The sequence below is a fragment of the Paraburkholderia sp. genome, from assembly GCF_035501035.1.
Lineage (GTDB): Bacteria > Pseudomonadota > Gammaproteobacteria > Burkholderiales > Burkholderiaceae > Paraburkholderia.
Map to the genome: position 1 here is coordinate 10,780 of NZ_DATJWR010000219.1, position 20,560 is coordinate 31,339.

15 protein-coding genes are annotated in these 20,560 nt (G+C 64.5%); 12 read left to right on the forward strand and 3 right to left on the reverse strand.

From position 1 onward, the window contains the following. The first annotated feature begins 107 nt into the window (after positions 1-107). A complete protein-coding gene (locus tag VMJ11_RS15705) occupies positions 108-3,278 on the forward strand; it encodes a transglycosylase domain-containing protein (RefSeq protein WP_325620311.1) in 3,171 nt (1,056 codons plus the stop codon). A gap of 170 nt (positions 3,279-3,448) precedes the next feature. On the opposite strand, the gene VMJ11_RS15710 is transcribed toward VMJ11_RS15705, so the two are convergent. Beyond that, positions 3,449-3,979, reverse strand: coding sequence for a YMGG-like glycine zipper-containing protein (locus VMJ11_RS15710; RefSeq protein ID WP_325620312.1), 531 nt, complete (start codon positions 3,977-3,979; stop codon positions 3,449-3,451). A 25-nt stretch (positions 3,980-4,004) separates the two neighbouring features. Beyond that, a complete protein-coding gene (locus VMJ11_RS15715; protein ID WP_325620313.1) occupies positions 4,005-4,406 on the reverse strand; it encodes a hypothetical protein in 402 nt (133 codons plus the stop codon). Positions 4,407-5,003: 597 nt separating this feature from the next. On the opposite strand from VMJ11_RS15715, the gene VMJ11_RS15720 reads away from it, so the two are divergent. The 4 genes from VMJ11_RS15720 to VMJ11_RS15735 all read left to right on the forward strand — a co-directional run bounded on the left by VMJ11_RS15720 (position 5,004) and on the right by VMJ11_RS15735 (position 8,673). Continuing rightward, the gene (locus VMJ11_RS15720) at positions 5,004-5,282 is read left to right on the forward strand and encodes a hypothetical protein (protein WP_325620314.1); all 279 of its coding nucleotides are present in this window, start codon (positions 5,004-5,006) and stop codon (positions 5,280-5,282) included. 84 nt (positions 5,283-5,366) lie between these two features. After that, entirely contained in the window at positions 5,367-6,476 is a 1,110-nt protein-coding gene (locus VMJ11_RS15725; RefSeq protein ID WP_325620315.1) for a PAS domain-containing protein, read from the forward strand. Between the two features lie 76 nt (positions 6,477-6,552). Beyond that, positions 6,553-7,065: a methyl-accepting chemotaxis protein gene (locus VMJ11_RS15730; protein ID WP_325620357.1), complete on the forward strand. Its 513-nt coding sequence runs from the start codon at positions 6,553-6,555 to the stop codon at positions 7,063-7,065. 15 nt (positions 7,066-7,080) lie between these two features. Beyond that, the gene (locus VMJ11_RS15735) at positions 7,081-8,673 is read left to right on the forward strand and encodes a chemotaxis protein CheW (RefSeq protein WP_325620316.1); all 1,593 of its coding nucleotides are present in this window, start codon (positions 7,081-7,083) and stop codon (positions 8,671-8,673) included. A gap of 18 nt (positions 8,674-8,691) precedes the next feature. Here the strand turns inward: VMJ11_RS15735 and VMJ11_RS15740 are convergent, their stop codons facing one another. Then, positions 8,692-9,432, reverse strand: a complete 741-nt coding sequence (locus VMJ11_RS15740) for a TetR/AcrR family transcriptional regulator (protein WP_325620317.1) — start codon at positions 9,430-9,432, stop codon at positions 8,692-8,694. A 351-nt stretch (positions 9,433-9,783) separates the two neighbouring features. Here VMJ11_RS15740 and VMJ11_RS15745 point away from each other — a divergent pair, with 351 nt between their 5' ends. The 7 genes from VMJ11_RS15745 to VMJ11_RS15775 all read left to right on the forward strand — a co-directional run bounded on the left by VMJ11_RS15745 (position 9,784) and on the right by VMJ11_RS15775 (position 20,473). Then, positions 9,784-10,965: an isovaleryl-CoA dehydrogenase gene (locus VMJ11_RS15745; RefSeq protein ID WP_325620318.1), complete on the forward strand. Its 1,182-nt coding sequence runs from the start codon at positions 9,784-9,786 to the stop codon at positions 10,963-10,965. Positions 10,966-10,990: 25 nt separating this feature from the next. After that, positions 10,991-12,598 (forward strand): carboxyl transferase domain-containing protein, encoded by a 1,608-nt coding sequence (locus VMJ11_RS15750; protein ID WP_325620319.1) that lies wholly within the window; start codon positions 10,991-10,993, stop codon positions 12,596-12,598. A gap of 36 nt (positions 12,599-12,634) precedes the next feature. After that, complete coding sequence (locus VMJ11_RS15755; protein WP_325620320.1) at positions 12,635-13,423, forward strand: enoyl-CoA hydratase/isomerase family protein; 789 nt, start codon at positions 12,635-12,637, stop codon at positions 13,421-13,423. A gap of 48 nt (positions 13,424-13,471) precedes the next feature. Then, positions 13,472-15,493 carry an acetyl/propionyl/methylcrotonyl-CoA carboxylase subunit alpha gene (locus VMJ11_RS15760; protein WP_325620321.1) on the forward strand — a complete coding sequence of 674 codons (2,022 nt, stop codon included), beginning with the start codon at positions 13,472-13,474 and terminating at the stop codon, positions 15,491-15,493. A gap of 509 nt (positions 15,494-16,002) precedes the next feature. Further along, positions 16,003-18,258, forward strand: coding sequence for a catalase/peroxidase HPI (gene katG / locus VMJ11_RS15765; RefSeq protein ID WP_325620322.1), 2,256 nt, complete (start codon positions 16,003-16,005; stop codon positions 18,256-18,258). 140 nt (positions 18,259-18,398) lie between these two features. Beyond that, positions 18,399-19,148: a response regulator gene (locus VMJ11_RS15770; RefSeq protein ID WP_325620323.1), complete on the forward strand. Its 750-nt coding sequence runs from the start codon at positions 18,399-18,401 to the stop codon at positions 19,146-19,148. Then, positions 19,145-20,473, forward strand: coding sequence for an ATP-binding protein (locus VMJ11_RS15775; RefSeq protein ID WP_325620324.1), 1,329 nt, complete (start codon positions 19,145-19,147; stop codon positions 20,471-20,473). The genes VMJ11_RS15770 and VMJ11_RS15775 overlap by 4 nt, the downstream gene beginning before the upstream one ends. Positions 20,474-20,560 lie beyond the last annotated feature (87 nt).

Genomic DNA, 20,560 nt, shown 5'->3' on the forward strand with positions numbered 1-20,560 from the left:
GACGTGCGTGCGAGCCCCGTCATACGGGCACGCAAGAACTTACAGAGCGAGATAGACTATCCGAAGGGTGCCGTCTGGAAATCTGACGTGACGTCAGGAGAATACGCATGAACCGCCCATCGGTACGCTTTCCCCTCCGCGCCGCGGGCGCCGGCTCACTTTTCCGGTGGCTCAAGTGGGGATTCGTCGTCGCGTTGCTGGCCGCTCTCGTCATCGTCGCGCGCATCGTCCAGATCGAAATCGACACCTCGCGCCTGCAGGCCCGCTACCTTTCCGAACTCACGCGTGACATCGGTTTCACCGTCGAGAGCGGGCCGAGCCACAGCATCCGCTTTCCCACCACGAACGGACCGTACGACGTGCGGCTCGGCTACGCGGAGCTACCCACGTTCGAGAACCGGCTCGCGCAGCGAGGCTTCACGATCGCCGCGCAGGCGCGCGATTCGGATCGCATGGTCGCGGTGGCCGATCAGGGCCTTTTCCTGCCCTATGAGGAAAAAGATCAGGCCGGGATCGTGCTGCGCGACTCGGCCGGCACGATGCTCTTCCATACGCGCTACCCGCAGCGCGTCTACGAGAATTTCGACGCGGTGCCACCGGTCGTGCGCGATTCGCTGCTCTTCATCGAAGACAAGTACCTCCTCGCCCAGGACCAGCCGAACCGGAATCCCGCCATCGACTGGGGCCGTTTCAGCCGTGCGCTCGTCGATCAGGGCGCGCGCCTCGTGAATCGCCATCAGCAGACGCCCGGCGGCAGCACGCTTGCCACGCAAATCGAGAAGTTCCGGCACTCGGCGGGCGGCCGGACCGCAACGCCGCCCGAGAAGCTGCGCCAGATCGCATCGGCTTCGCTGCGCGCGTATCTGGACGGCCCGCAGACCATGCCCGCGCGCCAGCAGATACTCGTGCATTACCTGAACTCGGTGCCGCTCGCGGCGAAGCCGGGTGTGGGCGAGGTGAACGGCTTGGGCGACGGCCTCGCCGCCTGGTACGGGCGCGACTTCCGCGACGTCAATCGTATTTTGCGTGCGCCGCTTTCGTCCGCGACGCTCGACGAGCAGGCGCTCGCGTTCCGCCAGGTGCTTTCACTGCTGATCGCGCAGCGCGCGCCTACGTACTTCCTGCAAAAGAACAACGAAGCGCTGGCCAGGCTGACTGACAGCTATGTGCGCCTGCTCGGCGCCGGCGGCGTGATCACGCCCGCCCTGCGCGACGCCGCGCTCGCGACGCAACTCACGCTCGATCGCTCGAAGGCGCCGCCGAGCGCGCCGGCCTCGTACGTGGAGCGCAAGGCGGTGCTGACGCTGCGCACCCAGTTGATGCAGACGCTTGGCCTGAAGACGCTCTACGATCTCGACCGCCTCGATCTCTCCGCCACGGCCACGCTCGACGACAGCGTGCAGCAGGCCGTGAGCGATCGCCTTGCCTACGCCTCGACGAAGGACGGCGCGCGCGAGGCGGGGCTCGTCGGCTTCGAAATGCTGCGCCCGTCCGACGACCCTTCGAAGATTGCGTACAGCTTCACGTTGTTCGAGCGGACCAACGGCGAGAATCTCGTGCGCGTGCAGACCGACAGCGTGAACCAGCCGTTCGACATCAATTCGGGCGCACGCCTGAACCTCGGCTCGACGGCCAAGATGCGTACGCTCGTGACCTATCTGCAGATCGTGAGCGCGCTGCACGCGAAATATGCCGACGAAGACGCAAAGACGCTGCGCGCGATGCTGCCGCAGGTCGATCCGAGCGATGCGCTCACGCGTTGGGCGATCGACTACCTTTCGAAGACGTCCGACCGTTCGCTGCCCTCGATGCTCGAAGCGGCCGTGGAGCGCAAGTATTCGGCGAGCCCTGGCGAGACCTTCTATACGGGCGGCGGTGCTCAGAGTTTCAACAATTTCGAGTCGAGCGACAACGCGCAGATCCTCACCGTGCACCGCGCGTTCCAGCATTCGGTGAATCTCGTGTTCGTGCGGCTCATGCGCGACATCGTGCACTACGAGATGATCCAGACCTCGGGGCCGCCCGCGCAATGGCTCGACGACCCCGCCGTGCGCAACCGCTTCCTCACGCAGTTCTCCGACGGCGAAAGCCAGGTCTACATGAAGCGCTTCTATACGCGCTATGCGGGCAAGAGCAACGACGAAGCGCTCGCCATCCTGCTGCAGCACACGCGCAAGGGGCCGGCGCGCATCGCGACGGTGTTGCGCAGCGTGAACCCCAACGGCTCGCTGCCGTGGTTCGACGCCCAGATGCGCGCGCAACTGAAGAACACGAAATTCCAGTGGCTCGACGACGAAGACCTCGCGCACTACTACGACAAGTACGCGATCGACAAATTCAACCTCAACGATCGCGGCTATATCGCGGGTATTCATCCGCTCGAACTGTGGTTGCTGAACTACCTGCGCTCGCACCCCGACGCGACGCTTGCGCAGGTTCAGCAGGAGAGCCGCGACACGCGCCTCTACACCTACAAGTGGCTCTTCAAGACGAAGTATCACGCCACCCAGGACCGGCGCATTCGCCACATGATCGAGTTGCGCGCGTATGACGCGATCGGCAAGTCCTGGCGCGCGCTCGGCTATCCGTTCGACAGCATCACGCCTTCGTACGGCGCGGCGATCGGCGCGTCCGGCGACCGGCCGGCGGCGCTTGCGCAACTCATCGGCCTCATTTCCAGCAACGGGGAAAAGCTGCCGACACACAGTTTCGAGTCGCTCGACTTCGCGCGCGGCACGCCATACGAGACACGCTTCGTCCATGCGGATACGCCGCCGCAGCCGCTGATTTCGCCGGAGATTTCACAGGTAGTGCGCGAGTTGCTGAATTCGGTGGTGCAGGGCGGCACGGCCAAGCGCCTCGCCGAAGGCATGACGCTCCCCGACGGCAAGACGCTGCCCGTCTACGGCAAGACCGGCACCGGCGACCAGCGCTTCAACGTGTACGCGCCGGGCGCGCGGCTCATCGAATCGCGCAAGGTGAACCGCAGCGCGACCTTCGTGTTCGTGATCGGCGACCGATTCTATGGCACGCTCACGGCGTGGGTGCATGAGCCTTATGCAGCGCGCTATACGTTCACGAGTGCGTTGTCGGTGCAACTACTGAAGTCGCTCGCACCGGTATTGCAGCCGCTGCTCGAAGCCAGGGCCAAGGCGAGCGGCGATGCGCCACCCGATGCCGCACCCAAGCCCCAGGACATGACGCTCATCGATCCGCAAACGGGTGAAATGCAGCGCGTAACGTGGGATGGCAACACGCTTCGCGCGGCGGCACACTGAGTACGCGGCTCGGTGAGCTATCGAGCGGCGCGGCACCATCGTCAATTATTCGGAGTTCAAACTAAAATGCGCGCTCGCCAAAAGCGAAGCGCGCGTGCTTTTTTGTTGTTCTGCTGCGCGAGACGCGAGACCGCTACATGGGCGAGCGCCTCGCGTCCCGCTTCACTGCATCAATAGCCGTTCGGCGGGGGCGGAGGCGATCCCGGCGGGGGCGGCGGCATATAGTGCGGCTGTGGCGGCGCGGGCTGGTACTGCTGCGGCTGCGTGGTCACCATGTTGCCGGGCGCCGGTATGCGATTGCCCGTTGCGTACATGCACTGCATATAGGCGTAGTCGTACCGGCGCTGCACGTCGTACGCGGAACCCTGTGCGTTACCCATGCCCACCGCGCTGCCCGCGAGCAGGCCCGCGCCCGCCCCGATGGCTGCGCCCTGGCCGCCGCCGAACGCGGCGCCAGCAGCCGCGCCGAGTGCCGTGCCGACCACGGCGCTGCCCACGCCGGAAGCGGTTGCCGCCTGGTTGGTGGAGACGCCGCCCACCTGCTGGGAGGCGAACTGGCGGCAGTTGAAGTCGTCGACCCGGAACTGGTCGAAGGTCTTGCCCGTGCCCGGCAGTGCCATCACGGTTGGCCCCGTGGGGACCACCGCGCATGCGCTCAGCAGCCCCGCCGTGGCAAGTAGCGCGAGATAGGTATATTTCATATGCAGTTCGATATCTTCAAAGTGTTCAGTGCGCAAGCGCTGGCTGGGCGGGGACCGCGCGCCAGCCCGACGAACATTCATTCACGTAGGGGTAGTAGGTTTTCGAGTTGTCGCAGTAATACCAGGTGTCGCTGTCTGCTATCTGGTTGCCCGCCTCGCCGCCGGGCGGCGCGTTGGCGGGTCCAGGCGGAGCTTGCTCAGGCGCAGCACTGGCTTGCGGCTGTCCTTGCTCGACATAGTTGGGCGCCTGCGGCGGTGGTGCGACGATGACGGCTGGCGGCCCGTAGTAGTAGGGCACGGGCGCGACCGGATAGTAGTACGGCACGCCGCCGCCGATAAACACGCCGACATGCGCCGCATGCGCGACGCCACTCACGCCGACGAGCGCGGCGGCTGCGACCCCGAACAACAGTTTTGACCTTCTCACAAACAATCTCCAGGAACGGGAGGGCTGGTGCAACAGCGCACTCCAGCCAATTATCCAACGCTAAGGCATTGGCGGGATCAATGCAATTACGCGAGTTGCACCGTTTTTTCGAGTTGTTACAGAGACGATGGGGAGCACAGCGGATAAGGGCGTGTCGGGGCGCGTACGGCGCACAACAGCTTGCATCGAAGCCGATCTGGCTGCAAAGCTGCGGGAAACGTCAACTCTTCTGGCCTCTGTCAGACAAGGAATTGTAATAATTGGAGATCCATATCCCGGTTGGATACCGGTCCGGGCGGGCACCAGACGGCTTCCCGGGCTTTCGATGGTTCGACTTGTTGACGTTCGCCCGCTTGCAGCTTGCAGCCAGCGGGTGACCCGGTCGTGCAATCAAGCTGCGGCGTCGCGGGGACCCGCATACCACCTTGTCGTAGTTAAATTTCGCATACCTTTATAATCGATAAGGATGGCGAAATAATAATGAGAATGTATCGAATTTCATGGGTTTTCATTCATTGAAAAATTGATGAAATCCACCCGCTTTTTATCTTGATCATGTAAGAATCCGGCGACAAAATCGTTTCCAGAATTCTTTGCATGAAATGGCATTTCTTCTTGTCGATTTTTCATGAAATGGAAAATCTGAATGAATCGAATGCTCGTGAAAAAAATACACTTCCTGATTTTAGGAAATTCGCTAAAAGCAACCGTTTGCATCAGGTAACCCCCTGGTCAAGCCGTATGGTCGGAAGCCGTTATAGCCGTGTAGCACATGCCGGATCCATGCTCCGAAACCCATTGTTGGCAGCCTGTTTTCCACCGCCGGCCGGGTTTGCTTCAAGTGAAGAGGGCGACAGCGAACGCCCCGCAAAATAGCTGAGAGAGAATTCGCGCGCATTTCCCGGTGACACGCCGGAATCTGAAGCGATTCGAAATCGAAACCAATGCGAGGGAAAGATCATGGAGCAGTCGACACCGGACCGTCAGCCCGAATTGCGCGAATTAAGCGCGGTAAGTACAGCATTGAATCGTGTCCAGGCCGTTATCGAATTCGATCTTCAAGGCGCCATCCTTCACGCCAATGAGAATTTTCTCGCCACGCTCGGCTATGCGCTCGAGGAAGTGCGCGGCAAGCATCACCGGATGTTCTGCGATCCTGACTATGTCGGCACCGAAGCGTACCGCCAGTTCTGGGAACGCCTCGGCCGCGGCGAGTTCGATCGCGGCGAGTACCGGCGCCTCGGCCGCGGCGGGCGCGAGATCTGGATCAACGCGTCGTACAACCCGGTGATGGGCGACGACGGGCGGCCCTACAAGGTCATCAAGTTCGCCACCGACATCACCGCCGTCAAGCAGCAGCATGCCGAGTACGAGGGCCGTCTGCGCGCAATCGACAAGGCCCAGGCCGTGATCGAGTTCGACACGGGCGGCGTCGTGCTGCAGGCAAACCAGAACTTCCTCGATACGCTCGGCTATCGCCTCGAGGAGATCGTCGGCAAGCATCACCGCATGTTCTGCGAGGAAGCGTACGTGGCAAGCTCCGACTATCGAGAGTTCTGGGCCAAGCTCAATCGCGGCGAATTCGACTCGGGACGTTACAAGCGCGTCGGCAAGGGAGGGCGCGTCGTGTGGATCCAGGCAACCTACAACCCCATCCTCGATGTGAACGGGCGTCTGCACAAGGTCGTCAAGTTCGCCAATGACGTGACCGCGCAAGTCGAGCTGGAAGAGAGCGTGAAGCGCCGCGCGCAGGACGACCAGCGCAAGGTCGAGAAGCTGCTCGCGGTGGTGAGCCGCGCGGCGGCCGGCGACCTGACCGGCGAGGTCGAGGTGGGCGGCGAGGAGCCGATCGACCAGTTGGCCGCCGGCATCAAAGGCATGATGAGCGATCTTGCGGGCGTGATCGGCAAGGTGGTCGAATCGGCCGGCACCTTCAAGGAGTCTTCGCAGGACATCGCGGCGCGCGCGGACACCGTGGCGAGCGGCGCGCAACTGCTTGGCGCAACGGTCGAGGAAATGAACGCGTCGATCGAGGAGACTCACGGCCTCGATCAATTCGATCGCCGATAACTCGCGCGGCGCCGACCAGCTCGCCAAGGACACGCAGCAGGAAGCGGAGCGCGGCGCCAAGGCCGTCACCCGTTCGATCGAGGCGATGGAGCTGATCAATCGCTCGTCGGAGAATATTGCCGAGATCATCAAGGTGATTGGCGAGATCGCGAGCCAGACCAACCTGCTCGCGTTCAACGCGGCGATCGAGGCGGCGCGCGCGGGTGAGCACGGCCTTGGCTTCTCCGTGGTCGCCGACGAGGTGCGCAAGCTGGCGGAGCGCTCTTCGCAGGCCACCAAGGAAATCTCGAAGCTCATCAACGAGTCGGTCAAGCGCGTGGCGCAGGGCAGCGAGATCTCGAAGCAGGCGGGCGAGGCATTCGAGAAGATCGTAGCCGGCGTGAGCCGCACGACACAGGCGATTTCGGAGATCTCGTGCGGGGCGGACGAGCAACTCGTGGCTGCCCGCGAGGTGAGCGCGGCGATTCAGCAGGTAGCCGAGGAAACCGAGAAGTCCGCGGGCGCATGCGACACGATCGCGCGCGCGGCGGCATCGCTCAAGGGCGGCGCACAAGGGCTCGACACGACGGTGGCGCGTTTCGTGGTGTGAAGGACGGAGGCCGTAGTGGATATCGATCAGGATGCCGAACCGTCGGTCCGTAATGCGCTGTTCGAGCAGGTCCGGCGGCACACCGGCATCGCGATGAACGAGCGCAAGTGGACCATGCTCAAGGGCCGTTTGCGCCGCCGCATCATGGCGCTCGGCCTGCCCGACTACCGCGACTACCTGCGCGTGCTTGACGCCAGCGCGGAGGAGGTGCGCGACTTCATCGATCTCGTCACGACGAACGAAACGTCGTTCTTTCGCACACCTCGCATCTGGGAGTATCTGGCGCGAGAATTCCTGCCTCAATGGGCCGCGAAGCCAACAGGCCAGATTTTGCGCGTATGGTCGGCGGCTGCTTCGAGCGGCGAAGAAGCGTGGACGACAGCGATGCTCTGCGAGGAGTACCGACTGTCGTATCCCGCGCTGCGTTACGCGATTGTCGGCACCGATATCTCGGATGGCATCCTCGCGAATGCGCGTGGCGGCCACTATGGCGGCCGCAGCATGGAAGGACTGTGTCAGCAGAAGCCCCAGTTGGTGCAGAAGTACTTCTGCAGCGACGCTACGGGTATCGGTGTGAGCGAAGCCTTGCGCGCGCACGTGACATTCCGGCGGCACAACCTCTACGACGTGCCGCCGCGCCAGAACGTGTCGTTCAAGGTGAGCGGCACGGCGCTCGCGCTGTCCATGGACGCCATTCAGGAAATCATCCGCGTGCCGTCCTTGCAGCACTCGCCGCTCGCCGATGAGGTGTGTATCGGCATGCTGAACCTGCGCGGCGCGACCGTTCCGGTGTTGGACTTCGGCGCATTCCTCGGTTTTGCGCGCGCGAGCGCGGAGGAAGCGCGTGGGGACGAGCGGCGCATCGTCGTGCTTCATCGCAACGATCTGCACTTCGGCTTGCTGGTGGACGAAGTGGAGAGCATCGTCGCGTACCGCGACGAAGAACTGCTGTCCATGCCGACCTATGGCGGCAATGCACGGCGTTCGCTGTTCGCCGGCTATCTGGCGGCCGAGGGGCGCGCGGGCGTGCTGCTCGTGAACGCGGATGCGCTATTCGGCAACGAGCGCATCGTCGCGCTGGCGTCGGGACATCGCGAGCTGTATCGCAACGTGCTCGCGCAGGCGCAGGCGACGCACAGACGCGGCGCGGGCGCCCGGCAGACACTCGTCACGTTCCGCATCGGGCAGTTGATCGGTGTGCGCATCGCGGAGTTGCGCGAGGTGATCGACTATCGCGACGATATCGTGCGCACGCCGGGGCTGCCCCCCTTCGTGCGCGGCATGCTCAACCTGCGCGGCGTGCTCGTGACCGTGATCGACGTGCGCGCGATGTACGGCATGCCGCCATACGAGGATCTCGCGCACGCGAAGATGCTCATTGTCGAGCACGAGAAAGAAAAATACGGACTGCTTGTCGATTCGGTCGAAGATATCGTCACGCTCAATGGCGCGCCGCATCTCGCGATGCCTTCCGCGTTGACACGTGGCGAGGGCATGCGCGGGCACAACGACATGCGCGAAGCCGTGGAATTGCCGGGGCAGGGCACGTTGCTGCTGCTCGACCCAGCTTCGCTGTGCGCACGCGTGGCGGAGGTGGCGGCAGTCTGATCGACTGATTGCGCGGCGTTACGCGTTGCCCGTCTTGCGCGCCGAGCGCTCACGCTCGAGCTTGCGCATGGCTTCGCCCACGTCCTGGCTGAACTGCGCGAGCGCGGCGAGTTCGAGATTGGGCGGCTGCAGGGCCGACCAGAGGGCGTCCACCAGCCGCTCGGCCGTGGCGTCGATGTCGGTGCGGCGGTTGGCGAGCGTCGCGTCCCACAGCACGTGTTCCATCGGTCCGAACACCAGCGAGCGCAGCAGGCGCAGCGGCAGGTCGTTGCGGATCTGGCCGGCTTCCTGGCCGCGTGCGAGCACGCGCATGAGCGGCGCCGTGTAGCGGCGCTGCATTTCAGTGAGTGCTTCGCTCAGGTCATGGTGCCGCGTGCGGCCCTCCGAGAGCACCAGTTCGCATATGCCGGTGCCGCTTTCCAGCATCAACTGCAGATGCATGCGCACGATGAAAGCAAACTGCTGGCGCACGGTGCCGTCGCGCGGCAGGCCGCCTTCGATGGCCGCGATCGATTCGTCATACCAGTCGCCGATCACGCGCGCGCACAACTCCCGCTTGCCCCGAAAGTAACTGAACACGGTCGCCTCGGACACGCCCATGCGCTGGGCGATCTCGGCCGTGGTGGCGCGCGCGTAGCCCTTTTCGGAGAACACTTCACGCCCCGCCTGCAAGATCTCGCGCACGCGCTGCTGCGACTTGCGCCCCGCCGGCTGGCGGCGCGACGCGGGCAGGGCGGCTTTCTGGGCGGTGGCTTGCATGTTGAGTTGAATTCAGTTTACGTCGTGGGTGGAATGGATTATCTACGAGAGAATGCCAACAGGACAAGGAATTTAAGCCGTTGGCAGAACTTGAGCGTCACTCAAAAATACCTATTGACGTTAACGTAAATGTGGCGTGAAATGTGCGTCCATGGGGCGACGCATGGCGCCCATGGTCAGTTTTGAGGACATCGAGCCTTCATGGGATCGCACCAGGTGCTAAAGCGCCAAGTGCGATCGACACTTGGCATGGGACCAGAGTAAGTGCTCTGCATGGGCCCGGAGTAAGCGCTAAAGCGCTAACTCCGGCCGACGGCTAAAGCGCCAACTCTGGTCGACAGGAGACAACGAATGAGCAACGTACCCGGTCTGCAGTTCCCGCTTGGCGAAGAAGTCGAAATGCTGCGCGACAGTATCGCTGGCTTTGCGGCGAAGGAAATCGCGCCGCGCGCGGCCGAAATCGACCGCACCGACCAGTTCCCCATGGACCTCTGGCGCAAGTTCGGCGACCTGGGGGTGCTTGGCATGACGGTCTCGGAGGAATACGGCGGCGCGAACATGGGCTACACGGCTCATATGGTCGCGATGGAGGAAATCTCGCGCGCGTCGGCTTCGGTCGGGCTTTCGTATGGCGCGCATTCGAACCTGTGCGTGAACCAGATCCATCGCAACGGCAACGAAGCGCAAAAGCGCAAGTACCTGCCGAAGCTCGTTTCCGGCGAGCACATCGGCGCGCTCGCCATGAGCGAGCCCAACGCGGGCTCGGACGTGGTCAGCATGAAGCTGCGCGCCGAGAAGAAGGGCGATCGCTACGTGCTCAACGGCACGAAGATGTGGATCACCAATGGCCCGGACTGCGACACGCTCGTCGTATACGCGAAGACCGATCCCGAAGCGGGTCCGCGCGGCATCACGGCGTTCATCGTCGAGAAGGGCATGAAGGGCTTTTCGGTTGCGCAGAAGCTCGACAAGCTCGGCATGCGCGGCTCGCATACGGGCGAGCTCGTGTTCCAGGACGTCGAGGTGCCCGAAGAGAACATCCTCGGCCAGCTCAACGGCGGCGTGAAGGTGCTGATGAGCGGCCTCGACTACGAGCGCGCCGTGCTCGCGGGCGGCCCCACCGGCATCATGGCCGCGGTCATGGACGCGGTCGTGCCGTACATCCACGACCGCAAGCAGTTTGGCCAGGCCATCGGCGAATTCCAGCTCATTCAGGGCAAGGTCGCCGACCTCTACACGACGTACCAGGCCTGCCGCGCGTATCTCTACGCCGTGGGCCGCCAGCTCGACACGCTTGGCCGGGACCACGTGCGCCAGGTGCGCAAGGACTGCGCGGGCGTGATCCTCTACACGGCCGAAAAGGCCACGTGGATGGCCGGCGAGGCCATCCAGATCCTGGGCGGCAACGGCTATATCAACGAGTATCCGGTTGGGCGTCTCTGGCGCGACGCGAAGCTCTACGAAATCGGCGCGGGTACGAGCGAGATTCGCCGCATGCTGATCGGCCGCGAGCTGTTCGCGGAAACGATGTAATCCTAAGTGATACAGGGAGGACGGGATGCCGGTCATTGAATCGAAGCTCAACCCGCGATCGGAAGACTTCAAGACGAATGCCGCTGCACTCGAGGCGGTCGTCGCGGACCTGCGCGAGAAGATCCAGAAACTGTCGCTGGGTGGCGGAGAGGCGGCGCGCGACAAGCACCTCTCGCGCGGCAAGCTGCTGCCGCGCGATCGCATCGCGCAACTGCTCGATCCGGGCACGCCGTTTCTGGAGCTTTCGCAGCTCGCCGCCTACGGCATGTACAACGACGACGCGCCGGGCGCGGGCATCATCACGGGCATTGGCCGCATTGCGGGCCAGGAATGCGTGATCGTCTGCAACGACGCGACGGTGAAGGGCGGCACGTATTATCCTGTCACCGTGAAGAAGCACGTGCGCGCGCAGGAGATCGCACAGGAAAACAACCTGCCTTGCGTGTATCTCGTCGATTCGGGCGGTGCGAACCTGCCCAACCAGGACGAGGTGTTTCCGGACCGCGATCACTTTGGCCGCATCTTCTATAACCAGGCGAATCTCTCGTCGCAGGACATTCCACAGATTGCCGTGGTGATGGGCTCGTGCACGGCCGGCGGCGCCTATGTGCCGGCAATGAGCGATGAATCGATCATCGTGAAGAACCAGGGCACGATTTTTCTGGGTGGGCCGCCGCTCGTGAAGGCCGCCACGGGCGAGGAAGTGAGCGCCGAAGACCTTGGCGGCGGCGATGTCCACACGCGCCTTTCCGGCGTGGCCGACCACCTCGCGCAGAACGACGCGCACGCGCTCTCCATTGCGCGCAGCATCGTCGGCAATCTCAATCGCACGAAAACGCCGCCTGTCGTGCTGCGTGAGCCGCTGCCGCCGCGCTACGACGCGAAGAGCCTCTACGGCGTGATTCCCGTGGATACGCGCAAGCCCTTCGACGTGCGCGAGGTGATCGCACGCATCGTCGACGACTCGGCTTTCGACGAATTCAAGGCGCGCTACGGCACCACGCTCGTCACCGGCTTTGCGCACATCTGGGGCCACCCGGTGGGTATCGTCGCGAACAACGGCATTCTGTTTTCCGAATCGGCACTCAAGGGCACTCACTTCATCGAGCTGTGCTGCCAGCGCAAGATTCCGCTCGTGTTTCTGCAGAACATCACGGGCTTCATGGTCGGCCGCAAGTACGAGAACGAGGGCATTGCGCGCAATGGCGCGAAGATGGTGACGGCAGTGGCCACGGCGAAAGTGCCGAAGTTCACGGTCATCATCGGCGGGTCGTTCGGCGCGGGGAATTACGGCATGTGCGGGCGCGCGTATTCGCCGCGCTTCCTGTGGATGTGGCCCAATGCGCGTATCTCCGTGATGGGCGGCGAGCAGGCCGCGTCCGTGCTCGCCACGGTGCGTCGCGACGGCATCGAAGCGAAGGGCGGCACGTGGAGCGCCGAGGAAGAGGACGCGTTCAAGCAGCCGATTCGCGACCAGTACGAGCGTCAGGGCCACCCGTATTACGCGAGCGCGCGCTTGTGGGACGATGGCGTGATCGATCCGGCGCAAACCCGCGACGTGCTCGGCCTCGGCCTTTCCGCAGCGATGAACGCACCGATCGAGGATACGCGCTTCGGCGTGTTCCGCATGTGAAGCATGCGAGTTCATGCGGGACAGGAGGAGACAACGATGCAATATGAAACGCTTGTCGTTGAAATTGTGGGGCACGTGGCGACCGTCACGCTCAATCGCCCCGAAGTGCGCAACGCGTTCAACGAGACGATGATCGCCGACGTGACGGCGGCCTTCACGGCGCTCGGCAAGCACGACGACGTTCGCGCGATCGTGCTGGCGGGCAGCGGCAAGGCCTTTTGCGCGGGCGCCGACCTGAACTGGATGCGCAAGATGGCCGGCTACTCCGACGAGGAGAACCGTGCGGACGCGCTGCGACTCGCGCAGATGCTCCAGGCCGTCTATCGCTGCCCGAAGCCCGTCGTCGCGCGCGTGCACGGCGACGCCTACGCGGGCGGCATGGGCCTCGTGTGCGCCGCCGATATCGTGGTGGCCGTCGAATCCGTGCACTTCTGCCTTTCCGAAGCGCGACTCGGCCTCATGCCGGCCACGATCGCGCCCTACGTGATCCGCGCGCTGGGCGAGCAGGCCTCGCGCCGCTACTTCGTCACGGCCGAAGCGTTCGATTGCGCCACGGCGCAGCGGCTCGGCCTCGTGAGCGAAGCCGTGAGCGCCGACGCGCTCGACGCGACCGTGCAGCGCATCGCCGAAACACTTTGCGCGAACAGCCCAAATGCCGTTCGCGAGTGCAAGCAGCTCGTGCAGGACATCGCAGGACAAACGCTCAACGAAGCTCTGATCGAAGACACCGCCGTTCGCATCGCGCGCATTCGCGCGAGCGATGAGGGACGTGACGGCGTGTCGTCGTTCCTCGAAAAGCGCGCGCCGCGCTGGCGCGCCCAATAGGGACATGAAGCAGCGTTACGAAGCGACGACACGAAACGAGGACAGAATATGTTCAACAAGATCCTGATTGCCAACCGGGGCGAAATTGCGTGCCGGGTTGCGGCCACCTGCCGGCGGCTTGGCGTGAAGAGCGTGGCCGTGTATTCGGACGCCGACGCGAACGCCAAGCACGTCGCGGCCTGCGACGAAGCCGTGCACATTGGCGAAGCGGCTGCCGCGCAAAGCTATCTGCGCATCGAGCGCATCATCGAAGCCGCACGCGCAACGGGCGCGCAGGCCATCCACCCCGGTTATGGCTTTCTTTCGGAGAACGAAGATTTTGCGCGCGCCTGCGAAGCGGCCGGTATCGTCTTCATCGGGCCGCCAGTCGATGCGATCGCGGCAATGGGCTCGAAGGCGGCGGCCAAGGCGCTGATGCAAGCGGCGGCGGTGCCGCTCGTGCCCGGTTATCACGGCGATGACCAGGACCCGGTGCTCCTGCAGCGCGAAGCCGATGCGATGGGCTACCCCGTGCTGCTCAAGGCCAGCGCGGGCGGCGGCGGCAAGGGCATGCGCGTGGTCGAGCGCAGCGAGGACTTCGCCGCGGCGCTCGCCTCGTGCAAGCGCGAGGCGGCGAGCAGCTTCGGCAACGACCGCGTGCTGATCGAGAAGTACCTCACGCGGCCGCGTCACGTGGAAGTGCAGGTTTTCGCGGACAAACACGGTGGCGCGGTCTACCTGTTCGACCGCGACTGCTCGGTGCAGCGCCGTCATCAAAAGGTGCTCGAGGAAGCACCCGCACCCGGCCTCGACGAGCGGGTCCGCAGCGCGATGGGCGAGGCGGCCGTGGCCGCGGCGCGCGCGGTGCACTACGTGGGCGCCGGCACGGTCGAATTCATCATGACGGGTGCCGACTTTTACTTCATGGAGATGAACACGCGCCTGCAGGTCGAGCATCCGGTGACGGAAATGGTCACGGGCCTCGATCTGGTCGAATGGCAGTTGCGCGTGGCAGCGGGCGAGCCCTTGCCGCTCGAACAGTCGCAGCTCTCGATCACGGGGCATGCACTCGAAGCGCGCATCTACGCGGAAAATCCCGCGCGCGGTTTCCTCCCCTCCACAGGCACGCTCAAGCACCTGCGCATGCCCGAGGGTGTCGAGTTCCGGCTCGGCGATGCGGGCCAGCGCGCGCACGTGCGCATCGACAGCGGCGTGCGCGAAGGCGACACGATCACGCCGTTCTACGACCCGATGATCGCCAAGCTCATCGTGCACGGCGCCACGCGCGCGGAGGCGCTCGCGCGCATGGAGCGCGCGCTCGAAGCGTGCGAGGTAGCGGGGCCGCACACGAACGTCGAATTCCTGCACAGGCTCGTGACCTGCGAGCCCTTCGCGAATGCGGATCTCGATACGGGCCTCATCGAACGCAACCACGAGGCGCTGTTCGCGCCGGGGCAGCAGCCGGTTCGCGAAGCCCTCGCACTGGCGTGCGCGGCGCTGCTGGGCCGCGAGGTCAGGGCGGCAGTTGAGACGTCAGCGGGCGCGTCGCCGTGGCAATCGCTTTCGCATTGGCGGTTGAACAGCGGCTTCACGCAGCCGCTTGCGTGGCGCGACGTTGAAAGCGATACGGCGATCGCGGTGACGCATACGCAAGACGGCGGCGAGCAGACGCTGGCCTGGGCTGGACGTGCGGAACCCTATGCATGGTGGCGCGGCGAAAACGCCGACGAATACGGCGCGACCATCGGCGACAGGCGCGTGACGGGTCGCGTCTTCATCGATGGCGATGTGTTCCATGTGTTCTGCCTCGGGACCGCGATGGCGTTCGAGTGGCAGGACCTGCTCGCGCATGCTGCGGATGCGGAGCACGGCGAAGGCCGGCTGACCGCGCCCATGCCGGGCAAGGTGATCGCCGTGCTGGTGGAGCCGGGCGCAGTCGTCGAGAAAGGCACGCCGCTCATCGTCATGGAGGCGATGAAGATGGAGCACACGATCGGCGCGCCTTCTGCCGGCAAAGTCACCGAGGTGTTGTACGGCGTGGGCGACCAGGTGGCGGACGGCGCGCAATTGCTGGTGCTCGAAGCCGCGTGACGCGAGGTTCATCGCGTTCTCTCCAGCCTTCCTTCGGCTGGAGAGCGATGTGAGAGTTGTGCCCTTGAGGCACGCCGCTTTCGTGTAGTGCCTTCAACAGGGTGTCTGGGCGACGGCTGCGCAGCTTGGCCAGCTGGCGGCGGCCTCACGGGGACTGGCGAACTAGCGTTGCCGAAGCCGCGTCGTTCGACGTTAGCTGACTTGTGTGAATTCGGGAGGCGTTTGCCGCATCGCGGCATAGTGGTGGTCTATCGATGGCATTGCCAGAATCACAACAACGTCTTGGCAGCCTGCCATATATTGGCAAGGCGGCACGCGCGCGCCAGGCCAACTCCCTTTGGCAAACGCCCGGCAGCCTGCCGCACGCAGGCAACTCGTGCTGGCGCCATTACAGGTATACATGGAGCACGCAACACGGGATTGCTGGGCCGCGCGGGCGGCAACCTCAACGACCGTCGCCTTTGCAAGCCTTACGCGCATGACGTCTATCTCCTCTCACGGAGTTGTCCATGTCGAATGAAGCGAAGTGTCCATTCAACCATGCCGCCGGCGGCGGCACGACGAACCGCGACTGGTGGCCGAAGCAGTTACGGGTCGATCTGCTGAGCCAGCACTCCAGCAAGTCCAATCCGCTCGATGAAGACTTCAACTACGCCGAGGCCTTCAAGCGCCTCGATCTCGCTGCCGTGAAGAAGGATCTCGCGGCGCTCATGACCGACTCGCAGGACTGGTGGCCCGCCGACTTCGGCCACTACGGTCCGCTCTTTATCCGCATGGCGTGGCATAGCGCCGGCACCTATCGCATCGGCGACGGGCGCGGCGGCGGTGGCCGTGGTCAGCAGCGCTTCGCGCCGCTCAACAGTTGGCCCGACAACGTGAGCCTCGACAAGGCGCGCCGCCTGTTGTGGCCCATCAAGCAGAAGTATGGCCAGAATATTTCGTGGGCAGACCTGATGATCCTGGCGGGCAACGTCGCGCTCGAAACCATGGGTTTCAAGACCTTCGGTTTCGCGGGCGGACGTGAGGATACCTGGGAGCCGGACCAGGATGTGTACTGGGGCAACGAGAAAACCTGGCTGGGCGGTGACGTGCGCTACGGCAAGGGCGCCGCCGGCCAGGACGAAGGGGTGCTCGTGGCCGACGAAGCGCTGCACGGCACCGAACACAGCCGCACGGACAGCGGGCGCAATCTCGAGAACCCGCTTGGTGCGGTGCAAATGGGTCTGATCTACGTGAACCCCGAAGGTCCGGACGGCAATCCCGATCCGCTTGCGGCGGCGCACGATATCCGCGATACCTTCGGGCGCATGGCGATGAACGACGAGGAAACCGTCGCGCTGATCGCGGGCGGCCATACCTTCGGCAAGACGCACGGCGCGGGCCCAGCGGACAACGTGGGTCCCGAGCCCGAAGCCGCCGGCCTCGAAAACATGGGCCTCGGCTGGCAGAGCCGCTTTGGCGCCGGCAAGGGTGCGGACACGATCACGAGCGGCCTGGAAGTGACGTGGACCAGCACGCCCACACAGTGGGGCATGGGCTTCTTCCAGAACCTGTTCGGCCACGAATGGGAACTCACGAAGAGCCCGGCGGGCGCGAACCAGTGGGTCGCGAAGGATGGCGGCGAGACCATCCCGCACGCTTATGATCCGTCGAAAAAGCTGCGCCCAACGATGTTGACCACGGATCTCTCGCTGCGTTTCGATCCGGAGTACGAAAAGATTTCGCGCCGGTTCATGGAGCATCCCGACCAGTTCGCCGATGCTTTCGCACGTGCGTGGTTCAAGCTGACACATCGTGACATGGGGCCGCGTGCGCGCTATCTCGGCCCGGAAGTGCCGCAGGAAGCGCTGATCTGGCAGGACCCGATTCCGGCCGTCGATCACCCGCTAGTGAACGAGCAGGACGTCGCCGCGCTCAAGCAGAAAATTGCGGCCTCGGGGCTGTCCGTTGCGGAGCTGGTTTCGACGGCGTGGGCTTCTGCCTCGACGTTCCGCGGGTCCGACAAGCGCGGCGGCGCCAACGGCGCGCGCATTCGCCTCGCGCCTCAAAAGGACTGGGCCGTCAATCATCCCGAGCAGCTTGCCAAAGTGCTCAAGGCGCTCGAAGGCATTCAGGCCGATTTCAACGGCGCGCAGTCGGGCGGCAAGAAGGTGTCGCTGGCCGACCTCATCGTGCTGGCGGGCGGCGTGGGCATCGAGCAGGCGGCGCACAAGGCTGGTCACACGTTGAGCGTGCCGTTCGCCCCGGGTCGCATGGACGCTTCGCAGGAGCAGACCGACGTGGTTTCGGTGGCGGTGCTCGAACCGCTCGCCGACGGCTTTCGCAATTACCTCCAGCGCAAGTTCCCCGCGCCGGCCGAAGCGCTGCTCATCGACAAGGCACAGTTGCTCACGCTCACCGCGCCCGAGATGACGGTGCTGGTGGGCGGCCTGCGCGTGCTGGGCGTGCAGGCGGGCAAGGACGCTCACGGTGTGTTCACGGATCGTCCGGGCGCGCTCACGAACGACTTCTTCCGCAACCTGCTCGACATGAACACGCAGTGGAAGCCGCTATCCGACGCAAACGACGTGTTCGAGGGCACTGAGCGCAAGTCGGGCAAGCCGAAATGGACCGGAACCCGCGTGGACCTTATTTTCGGTTCGCACTCCCAATTGCGTGCGCTGAGCGAGGTGTACGCAAGCCATGACGGAGAGGAGAAGTTCCTGCGCGACTTCGTGGCGGCGTGGGTCAAGGTGATGAATCTCGATCGCTTCGATCTTGCCTGATACACCGTCCCGCCCCGTCATGGTTTCGTCTCGACGGGGCGGGACGGCAAAGATTCCGCCCCTTTTTTACGCGGGTCGCGGGAAAGGAATGGTAAGAATCGTTGGGCTGCCGGGCCCACGCGCTGCTTTAAAATCCCGGCATGAATCCTAGCGTCCTCATTGTCGACGACGATCCCGTCGTGCGCGACCTGCTGAGCCGCTTCCTGCGCTCGCACAACTTCGACACGGCCGTCCTTCACGACGGCGTCCATCTCCAGCGCCGGCTCGAGCGCGAACGGCCGTCCCTTGTCGTGCTGGACATCATGATGCCCGACACCGACGGTCTCGAGGCCATCGCCGCATTGCGCGCGGCCGGCGACGACATTCCCGTCATTTTCGTCACCGCACGCGGCGGCGTGACCGACCGCATACGCGGGCTTTCGCTCGGCGCGGACGACTATCTGCCCAAGCCGTTCGATCCGCACGAACTGCTCGTGCGGATCCAGAACATCCTGCGCCGGCGCGGGCCTTCGACGGCGAGCGCGCCGGAGGCGCGCAGGCGCTACCGCTTCGGGGAATTCGAACTCGACTTCACGCTGCGCACGCTGTCGTGCCGCGATACGCAAATCGCGTTGCGGGAAAGCGAATTCGCGCTGCTGAAGGTATTTGCCACGCATCCCTACAAAGTGCTTTCACGCACGCTGATCCACGATCTCGTGCATCGTGACGAGCGGGCCTTCAGCGAACGCGGCCTCGACGTGCCGATCTGGCGGCTGCGTCGCGTGATCGAAGCCGACCCGTCGAACCCGCGCCACATCCAGACGGTGCGCGGCAAGGGCTATGTTTTCGTGCCGGATCCGGCGCTCTACGCGGATCCGCATGGCGAGCAGCACGCCGCGACCTTCTCGTGAGGAGCCCGCTGAACACGCTGTTCGGGCGCATGGCGCTGCTCTCGGCGGCCGTATTGCTGGCGATGCAACTAGGCTGGTTCGTGCTGCTGGCCGTGCAGCGGCCGCACCATGACGTGGACGGCTTCGCACGCGGCGTCCTGCTAGTGCTGCGAGTCGCGAACGAGGAGCACGGGGACGAAGCGGATGCGCTCCCCGCCGTGCGCCTCGGAAAATCGCTCGAACCGCGCAAGGACGGCGACTTGAGCGCCATGATGCGCGTGCACCGCGTGCCGGCGTGGAACGTGCCCCAGAACGTTCATCTGCATGAACCGAAGCGCCGGCCGCTCGTCCAGCTGGTTCGCCATCTGCGCACGAATCTGCCGCCCGGCACGCAGTTCGCCGTCGACGACGCCGAGCCGCCGCAACTCTGGGTGCGCTTCCCGGACAGCCCGACATGGGTCGTCGTGCCGGTCGACATTCCGCCGCCGCCGCCCTTCGTGATCGAGTCGATTTCGATGCTGCTGGCGGCGCTCATGCTTTCTTTCCTCGCGGCCTGGCAGATCCAGAAGCCGCTCGCGAGCCTCGCGCAGGCGGCACGCCGCTTCGGCACCGGCGAACGCATTGCGCCGCTCGATGGGAAGGGGCCGCGCGAGCTGCGCGAGGTGAGCGCGTCCTTCAACGACATGATGCGCTGTGTGAACGAGGCCGAAGACGACCGCGTGGTGATGCTGAGCGGCATCGCGCACGATCTGAAGACACCGCTCACGCGGCTCAAGCTGCGAGCGAGCCTGATGGCCGAGGAGAGCGAGCGCAAGGGCATGCTGCGCGACGTCGATTCGCTCGCGCACATCGTCCAGCAGTTTCTGGAATTCGCGCAACATGCGCCCGAAGCGGACAGGCTGATCGAAGTCGATGCCTTTCTGCGAAGCCAGTTCGGCAATCCGGACGAAATCGAAGGCGGCAACGGGCCGTTGTTCGTGCTGGATCTGCACGCCGGCTCGTCGTTCAAACTGCCGCAGGTGGCGCTGGACCGGCTCGTGACCAACCTCGTCGATAACGCACTCGAGTACGGCGCACCGCCGGTCGAGATCGCGACCTCGATCGGCAACGGCTCGTGCGTGATACGCGTGCGCGATCACGGCGGCGGCATCGAGCCGGAGCGCATCGCGGCCGCCATGCGACCGTTCGTACGCCTGAATGCTGCGCGCGGCGGCGAAGGGCACTGCGGCCTCGGGCTTGCCATCGTTGCGCGGCTCGCGCGCGACAACGGCGGCCAGTGTCTCGTCGACAACCATCCCGATGGCGGCCTGCTCGTGCAGCTTGCCTTTCCGGCAACCCGCCGCTGATACACCACTGCACAAGAGAACGCGCCAGGCCGTTGTGGCCCCGGCGCGCGAATGGGCCGTCGCTACGATAAGCGGGCACCCCTGACA